General features: G+C 73.0%; 7 protein-coding genes and 1 pseudogene. 7 read left to right on the top strand and 1 reads right to left on the bottom strand.

The window, feature by feature from the left end:
• The 3 genes and pseudogenes from D8M29_RS13595 to D8M29_RS06230 form a co-directional block, all read left to right on the top strand.
• Window positions 1-306, top strand: a pseudogene (locus D8M29_RS13595) (histidine kinase); the annotation flags it as partial.
• Between the two features lie 248 nt (window positions 307-554).
• On the top strand, window positions 555-776 hold the full coding sequence (locus D8M29_RS14505; RefSeq protein WP_080694963.1) for an ATP-binding protein: 222 nt from the start codon (window positions 555-557) through the stop codon (window positions 774-776).
• The gene (locus D8M29_RS06230; RefSeq protein WP_036338133.1) at window positions 773-1,489 is read left to right on the top strand and encodes a response regulator; all 717 of its coding nucleotides are present in this window, start codon (window positions 773-775) and stop codon (window positions 1,487-1,489) included. Before D8M29_RS14505 ends, D8M29_RS06230 begins: the two co-directional genes overlap by 4 nt.
• A 7-nt stretch (window positions 1,490-1,496) precedes the next feature.
• On the opposite strand, the gene D8M29_RS06225 is transcribed toward D8M29_RS06230, so the two are convergent.
• The gene (locus tag D8M29_RS06225) at window positions 1,497-3,452 is read right to left on the bottom strand and encodes an AMP-binding protein (RefSeq protein WP_127435230.1); all 1,956 of its coding nucleotides are present in this window, start codon (window positions 3,450-3,452) and stop codon (window positions 1,497-1,499) included.
• A gap of 215 nt (window positions 3,453-3,667) precedes the next feature.
• Between D8M29_RS06225 and D8M29_RS06220 the strand changes: the two genes are divergently transcribed.
• The 4 genes from D8M29_RS06220 to D8M29_RS06205 are packed head-to-tail and all read left to right on the top strand — an operon-like array spanning window position 3,668 to window position 8,020.
• A complete protein-coding gene (locus D8M29_RS06220; RefSeq protein WP_020628108.1) occupies window positions 3,668-4,357 on the top strand; it encodes a GntR family transcriptional regulator in 690 nt (229 codons plus the stop codon).
• Window positions 4,354-5,880 (top strand): MmgE/PrpD family protein, encoded by a 1,527-nt coding sequence (locus tag D8M29_RS06215; protein WP_127435229.1) that lies wholly within the window; start codon window positions 4,354-4,356, stop codon window positions 5,878-5,880. Before D8M29_RS06220 ends, D8M29_RS06215 begins: the two co-directional genes overlap by 4 nt.
• Complete coding sequence (prpB, locus tag D8M29_RS06210; RefSeq protein WP_078025594.1) at window positions 5,880-6,818, top strand: methylisocitrate lyase; 939 nt, start codon at window positions 5,880-5,882, stop codon at window positions 6,816-6,818. The genes D8M29_RS06215 and prpB overlap by 1 nt, the downstream gene beginning before the upstream one ends.
• Before the next feature lie 56 nt (window positions 6,819-6,874).
• Window positions 6,875-8,020 (top strand): bifunctional 2-methylcitrate synthase/citrate synthase, encoded by a 1,146-nt coding sequence (locus D8M29_RS06205; protein WP_127435228.1) that lies wholly within the window; start codon window positions 6,875-6,877, stop codon window positions 8,018-8,020.
• The last annotated feature ends 277 nt before the right edge of the window (window positions 8,021-8,297 follow it).

The following is an 8,297-nucleotide window of genomic DNA, read 5'->3' as shown; positions in this document are numbered from 1 at the left end:
CACGACCGCACCGACCTGCAGCGGCACGGCGACGAGCTCACCGTGGCCCACACCCTGCCCACGGCGCTGCGCGCGAAGACGCATGTGCCCGCCAACCTGCTGCACACCGCCCTCGCCCTCGTCGAGTCCGGCCGCCTGCCGGCCGCCCGGGCCGCGCTCTCCCGCCGCCCCCCGGACTCAGACGCCTCCCACGCCGTCCTCGCCGCCCTCCCGCCCGCCCTTGCCAACCTGGTGGGCAACGCCCCTGACGCGGCCGCCCTCCCCGCCCTGTCTCCTGACCACGGCGCTGCGCGCGCAGACGCATGAGCACGCCAACCAGCTGCACACCGCCCTCGCCCTCGTCGAGTCGGGCCGGCTGGAGGCCGCCCGGGCCGTGCTGTCCCGCCGCGCCCCGGACGAGGAGGCCTCCGACGACGTCCTCGCCGCCCTGCTGACCGCGCTGGGCAACCTGGTGGACAACGCCCTCGACGCGGCCGCCGCACCCGACCTGTCCGCGGCAGACCGGTGGGTCGACGTCGAGGTGGTCTCGGACGCCGCGGGCCTGCTCGTGCAAGCTGGCCGACGGCGGCCCCGGACCCTCCGACGCGGACCGCGGCCGACTCTTCGACCGGGGCTGGTCGACGAAGCCCGTCGGCGCCGCCGGACGCGGCATGGGGCTGTGGCTGACGCGGCGGATCGCGGAGGAGGCCGGCGGGGTCGCGGACGTCGCGACCGACTCGGGCACCGTGTTCACCGTCGAGGTGCCCCGCACCCCCCGACCCCAGGAGGAGATATGACCGCCCGCCCGTACCGGGTGCTCGTCGTCGAGGACGAGCAGCTGACGGCCGAGACCTACGTGGCGCACCTGGACCGGCTGCCGGGCTTCGAGGTGGCCGCGGTGGCCGGCTCCCTGTTGGCCGCGCGGCAGGTCGCCGCGGCGGGCCTGCACGCGGACGGGCGCTTCCCGTTCGACGTCGTGCTGCTGGACATGAACCTGCCGGACGGGCACGGCCTGGACTTCCTGCACCAACTGCGCGCGGCGGGCTTCCACGGCGGGGTGCTGGCGCTCACCGCGGCCACCGACCTGCCGGTGGTGCGCCGGGCCGTCGCGTACGGCGTGACGCAGTACCTCGTGAAGCCGTTCGGGTTCGACGAGTTCGCGGATCGGCTGGGCGGGTTCCGCGCCGCCTCGGCGATGCTGGCCGGCGACGGCGCCCTCGACGGCCAGGAGCAGGTGGACGCCGTCTTCCGCGTCTCCCGCGAGCGGCGCGCCGAGGCCCTGCCCAAGGGGCTGACCGAGAGCACCCTGCGCGAGGTGGTGGAGCTGCTGGGGGCGGACCCGGAGACCGCCCTGAGCGCGGCCGAGGTGGGCGAGCGCCTGGGCATCTCCCGCGTGACGGCCCGGCGCTACCTCGAGCACCTCGAGCGGATCCGCCGGGTGCGGCGCTCGGCCCGGCACGGCGGCCGTGGCCGGCCCGAGCAGGAGTACCGCTGGGCCGGCCGCACGTGAGCGGGGCTCAGCGGGCCGGGCGCAGCACCCCGGCCAGGGCCTCGAGCACGGCGGGGTCCTCAATGGTCGAGGGCACCGCGTACTCCTCGCCGTCGGCCATCTGCCGCATGGTCTTGCGCAGGATCTTGCCCGAGCGGGTCTTGGGCAGCGCGTCCACCACGACGACGTCGCGGAAGTCCGCCACCGGGCCCACCTCGCGGCGCACCGCCTGACGCAGCTCGTCCAGGAGCGCGGCCTCGGCCTCGGAGCCGGCCTCGGGCGTCTCGACGCCGGACTTGAGGACCACGTAGCCCGAGGGCCGCTGGCCCTTGAGCGGGTCCGCGATGCCGATCACGGCACATTCGGCCACCGCCGGGTGGGCGGCCAGGGCGGCCTCGAGGACGCCCGTGGACAGCCGGTGCCCGGAGACGTTGATGACGTCGTCGGTGCGGCCGAGCACGAACACGTAGCCGTCCTCGTCCACGACGCCGGAGTCACCGGTCGCGTAATGGCCGGGGAACGCGCTGAGGTAGGAGTCGATGTAGCGCTGGTCGTCGCCCCACAGGGTGGGCAGGGTGCCCGGGGGCAGCGGCAGCCGCAGGGCGATGTTGCCCTCGGTCCCGGCGGGCACGGGCTCGCCCAGGCCGTCCAGGACCACGAGATCGACGCCCGGCGAGGGCACCGAGGACGAGCCGATCTTCACCGGCAGCTGCTCCAGGCCCACCGGGTTCGCCGCGATGGCCCACCCGGTCTCGGTCTGCCACCAGTGGTCGATCACCGGCATGCCCAGCAGGCCCTCGATCCACCGCTGCGTCTCCGGGTCCAGGCGCTCGCCCGCGGCGAAGAAGTGCCGCAGGGAGGACAGGTCGTGGGCCTGGAGCAGCTCGCCCTCGGGGTCGGCGCGGCGGATCGCGCGCAGCGCCGTGGGGGCCGTGAAGAAGGAGCGCACGCCATGGTCCTCGATGAGCCGCCAGAACGCGCCGGCGTCGGGCGTGCCCACGGGCTTGCCCTCGTACATGACCGTGGTGGCCCCGGCCAGCAGCGGGCCGTAGACGATGTAGGAGTGCCCCACGACCCAGCCCACGTCCGAGGCCGTGCACATCGCCTCCCCCGGGCCGACGTCGTAGATGTGCTCCATGGTCCAGCGCAGGGCGACGGCGTGGCCCCCGTTGTCCCGGACGACGCCCTTCGGCTTGCCCGTGGTGCCCGAGGTGTAGAGCACGTACAGCGGGTCGGTGGCCTGCACCGGGACGCAGTCGGCCGGCTCGGCGGCCGCGACGGCCTCGCCCCAGTCCTCCCAGCTCGCGCCACCGCGCCCGTCGGCGTCCGCGAGCGCGGTCTCGAAGCCCTCGCGGTGGTGGACCAGCACCGTGCGCACGGGGTGCGCGGCGGTCTCGAGCGCCTCGGCCACGGCGGGCAGGTATTCGACCCGGCGCTTGGGCTCGATGCCGCCGGAGCAGGTGAGCACGACGTCGGGGGCCGCGTCGTCGATGCGGGAGGCGAGCTCGCGCGGGGCGAAGCCGCCGAAGACCACGGAGTGCACCGCGCCGAGCCGCGCGCACGCCAGCATCGCGATGGGGGCCTGCGGGATCATCGGCAGGTACACGAGGACGCGGTCGCCCTTGCCGACGCCGCGCGCGGCCAGGGCGCCGGCCAGACGGGCCACCGCGTCCGTGAGCTCGGCGTACGTGTAGCGGGTGACCTCGCCGGTCATCGCGGAGTCGTGGATCAGCGCGACGGCGTCCCCGCGGCCCGCCTCGACGTGCCGGTCCAGGCAGTTGAAGGCGGTGTTCAGCTCGCCGTCCGGGAACCAGCGGTACAGAGGCGCGGCGGAGTCGTCGAGGGCGCGCGTGGGCGCGACGGTCCAGTCGATGGCGCGCGCCGCGTCGAGCCAGAACCCCTCGGGGTCGCGGAGGGAGCGGGCGTGGGCGTCGGCGTACGCGCCGGAGGGGCGGTCTTCGGCGGGGGCATCGTGGGTCGCCATGCGCCCAGGGTAGTGCTGTGGATCACACGGGGCAAGCGATCTGTATACATTTCTCGCGCTGCGACTGAGGCGTGCCGGCGCACGGGCGTCCCCCGCCAGGGGCACGGCACCCGGCCCGCTCACGCCGGACGACACTCCCCTCCGACGGCGCCGTCCGACGCGCGCACCGGACACGTCTCTGCCCTCGGCGGGACTGTTGTGTATACACTGGCGGCATGCGAGCGAGTGAGCGGGCGTACCAGGCCCTGAGGGCGGAGATCCTCGACTGGTCCCTCCCTCCGGGCGCGGGCCTGGGCGAGGTGGAGCAGGCCGAACGCCTGGGCATCTCGCGCACCCCTCTGCGCGAGGCGCTCTCCCGCCTGGTGGCCGACGGCCTGGCCGAGCAGGCACCGGGCCGGGGCATCGTCGTCGCCGACCTGTCCCTCGAGCAGGCGGACCAGCTGTTCGACCTGCGCATCGCCCTCGAGTCCCTCCTGGCGCGCCGGGCCGCGCAGCGGGCCACCCCGGAGGCGGCCGAGCGGTTCACGGTCCTCGCGGGCCGTTTCCAGGAGGCCGAGGCGGCCCTGCGCGGCGGGACCGACCCCGCGGACTACTACGCGATGACGGCCGAGCTGGACAGCCGGCTGGACGAGGCCGCCGCGAACCCCTACCTCGTCTCCACCCTGCGCACCCTGCGCCTGCACCTGGCGCGCCTGCGCCGACTGGCCGCCGACGACCCGGCCCGCCTCGCGGCCTCCGCCGCGGAGCACGCGGACATCGCCGACGCCGTCGGCTCGGGCGCCGCGGACCTCGCGGAGGCGACCACGCGGGTCCACCTGCACCACGCCTTCCACCATCTGACCCGGCGCGGCCGCGCCGAGGAGACCCCGACCCTGCTGACCCCCACCGAAGGAGACCGACCATGAAGAACCATCACGTGCGCGTGCACCGCTCCGAGGAGAACCTCGAGCGCAAGGACCAGCTGGCCTGGAAGCTGGCCGAGGTGGCCGTCGACGACGTCGAGGTGCTGCCCGAGGTCGAGGAGATGATCATCAACCGGATCATCGACAACGCCTCCGTCGCGGTCGCCTCGCTGAAGCGCGGCCCGATCGTCGCCGCCCGCGCCCAGGCCCTGTCCCACCCGGTCTCCACCGGCGGTGCGGGCGCCTCCGTGTTCGGTGTGGAGCAGAAGGTCTCCCCCGAGTGGGCCGCATGGGCCAACGGCGTGGCCGTCCGCGAGCTGGACTACCACGACACGTTCCTGGCCGCCGAGTACTCCCACCCGGGCGACAACATCCCGCCGATCCTCGCCGTCGCCCAGCACACCGGCCGCTCCGGCAAGGACCTGATCCGCGGCATCGCCACCGGCTACGAGATCCAGGTGGACCTCGTGAAGTCCATCAACCTGTACGGCCACAAGATCGACCACGTGGCCCACATCGGCCCCTCCGCCTCCGCCGGCATCGGCACCCTGCTCGGCCTGGACACCGAGACCATCTTCCAGGCCATCGGCCAGGGCTTGCACACCACCACCGCCACCCGCCAGTCCCGCAAGGGCGAGATCTCCACGTGGAAGGCCCACGCCCCGGCGTTCGCCGGCAAGATGGCCGTCGAGGCCGTGGACCGCGCCATGCGCGGCCAGACCTCCCCCGTCCCGATCTACGAGGGCGAGGACGGCGTGATCGCCTGGCTGCTGGACGGCCCGGACGCCTCCTACGAGGTGCCGCTGCCCGAGCAGGGCGAGCCCAAGCGCGGCATCCTGGACACCTACACCAAGGAGCACTCGGCCGAGTACCAGGCCCAGGCCTGGATCGACCTGGCCCGCAAGCTCCACAGGGAGCACCCGGAGGCCACCGACCCGGCGAACGTCGAGTCGGTGCTGATCAAGACCTCGCACCACACCCACTACGTGATCGGCTCGGGCGCCAACGACCCGCAGAAGTACGATCCGACGGCCTCGCGCGAGACCCTCGACCACTCGATCCCCTACATCTTCACCGTGGCCCTGCAGGACGGATCCTGGCACCACGTGGACTCCTACGCCCCCGAGCGCGCCCAGCGCGAGGACACCGTGGCCCTGTGGCACAAGGTGACCACCGTGGAGGACCCGGAGTGGACCCGCCGCTACCACTCGCTGGACCTCGCGGAGAAGGCGTTCGGCGGAGCGGTGGAGATCACCCTCAAGGACGGCACCGTCATCACCGACGAGATCGCCGTGGCCGACGCCCACCCGCTCGGCGCCCGGCCGTTCGCCCGCGAGCAGTACATCCAGAAGTTCCGCACCCTGGCCGAGGGCATCGTCTCGAAGGAGGAGCAGGACCGCTTCCTGGCCGCCGCCGAGCGCGTGGCGGAGCTGCAGCCCGGCGAGCTGGACCAGCTGAACATCCTGGCAGACCCGGCGTTCCTGTCCGAGGCCGACCTCGCCGCCGCCCCGAAGGGCCTGTTCTGATGCTGTACTCGACGAAGACGGCCGAACAGAAGCGGATCGACCTGCGGGAGACCCTCAAGCAGGGCGGCGCCCAGCAGTTCCCGGGCGCGTTCACGCCGCTGTCCGCCAAGCTGATCCAGGAGAAGGGCTTCCCCGGTGTCTACATCTCCGGCGGCGTGCTCGCGAACGAGCTGGGCCTGCCCGACGTCGGGCTGACCACGCTCACCGAGGTGGCCGTGCGCGGCGGGCAGATCGCCCGCCTCACGGACCTGCCGTGCCTCATCGACGCGGACACCGGCTTCGGCGAGCCGATGAACGTGGCCCGCACGGTGCAGGAGTTCGAGAACGCCGGCCTGGCCGGCTGCCACATCGAGGACCAGTTCAACCCCAAGCGGTGCGGCCACCTCGACGGCAAGAACATGGTGGAGCTCGACACCGCGGTCAAGCGCATCGCCGCCGCCGTCCACGCCCGCCGGGACCCGAACTTCCTCATCATGGCGCGCACCGACCTGCGTGCCGTGGAGGGCCTGGACGCCGCGATCGCCCGCATGAAGGCGCTCGTGGAGGCCGGTGCGGACGCGATCTTCCCGGAGGCCCTGAAGGACATCGGCGAGTTCGAGACCGTGTGTCGCGAGCTGGAGCCCCTCGGGGTCCCGGTCCTGGCGAACATGACCGAGTTCGGCAAGTCCGAGCTGTTCACCCGCCGGCAGCTGGCCGACGCCGGCGTCGCGATGGTGATCTACCCGGTCACCCTGCTGCGCTCCGCGATGGGCGCCGCCGAGCGCGTGCTCAACGCCATCAAGGAGGAGGGCACCCAGCAGTCGCAGGTGGAGCAGATGCTCACCCGCGCCCGCCTCTACGAGCTGGTGGACTACGAGGGCTACAACGCCTTCGACACGGGCATCTTCAACTTCGACGTGCCCACGCTCGACATCGGCGCCAACCACGCCGACCTCTGACCCGTCACCGGGCCCGCCCGTGCGCGGGCGGGCCCCACTCCCCGAGGAGGGACACCATGACCGAGACCGAGATCAAGAAGGGCCTGGCCGGCGTCGTCGTGGACACCACGGCGATCTCCAAGGTCAACCCGGAGACGAACTCCCTGCTGTATCGCGGCTATCCCGTGCAGGACCTGGCCGCGCAGCTTTCGTTCGAGGCCGTCGCGCTGCTGCTCTGGACGGGCGAGCTGCCCACGGACGAGGAGCTGGCCGCGTTCGAGCACTTCGAGCGCGCGCACCGTGCCCTCGACCCGAAGGTGAAGCAGGCCATCGACCTGCTGCCCACCGACTGCCACCCCATGGACGTCGGACGCACCGCCGTGTCCGTGCTCGGCGCGAACCACCCGAAGGCGGAGGACTCCTCCCCCGAGGCCGAGCTGGAGAAGGCCCAGGCCCTGTTCGCGGCGTTCCCGGCCGTCGTCGCCTACGACCAGCGCCGCCGGCGCGGCCAGGACGTGGTGGAGCCGCGCGAGGACCTGGACTACTCGCAGAACTTCCTCTGGATGACGTTCGGCGAGGAGGCCGCCCCGGAGGTCGTGGACGCGTTCCGCGTCTCGATGGTGCTGTACGCAGAGCACTCGTTCAACGCCTCGACTTTCACCGCGCGCGTGATCACCTCGACGCTCTCCGACCTGCACTCGGCCGTGACCGGTGCGATCGGCGCGCTCAAGGGCCCCCTGCACGGCGGCGCCAACGAGGCCGTGATGCACACCTTCGACGAGATCGGCATCCGGAAGGAGGAGTCCCGCCAGGACGCCGCCGCCCGAGCGAAGGCGTGGATGGAGGACGCCCTGGCCCAGAAGAAGAAGGTCATGGGCTTCGGCCACCGCGTCTACAAGAACGGCGACTCCCGCGTGCCCACCATGAAGGCCGCGCTGGACCGGATGATCGAGCACTACGGCCGCGAGGAGATGCTCGGGCTGTACGACGGCCTGCAGTCCGCGATGGACGAGGCCAAGCAGATCAAGCCGAACCTCGACTACCCCGCCGGCCCGACGTATCACCTCATGGGCTTCGACACCGAGCTGTTCACGCCGATCTTCATCGCCTCACGCATCACCGGCTGGACCGCCCACATCATGGAGCAGCGCGCCGCGAACGCGCTGATCCGCCCGCTCTCGGCCTACGACGGCCCCGAGCAGCGGGAGCTGCCGGCGGGCTGAGCCTCGTGAGGGGCGGTCGGGGCGACTTGTCGGAGGTGTAGACGCAGATCACCTCCGACACGTCGCCCCATTCGCTCGCGGCGCGGTGCCGCGTGCACGACGACGGCGGGTCGCCCCGGGTGGGGCGGCCCGCCGTCGTCGTGTCGTCATCGGTGCGACGCCCTCGCAGAGTGGTCACGACACGCCGCGTGCCGGGCGCGGCGACGGCGTGTCGTGACCACTGTGTCGGGCCGGTCGTCGGCCCCTCAGCGCCGGGCCGCCGCGTCGGCGCGGCGGG

Origin of the sequence: Micrococcus sp. HSID17227 (assembly GCF_003989405.1) — a bacterium.
GTDB lineage: Bacteria > Actinomycetota > Actinomycetes > Actinomycetales > Micrococcaceae > Micrococcus > Micrococcus luteus.
The sequence above is the reverse complement of the archived record's forward strand: the minus strand, read 5'-3'. Positions and strand labels throughout refer to the sequence as shown.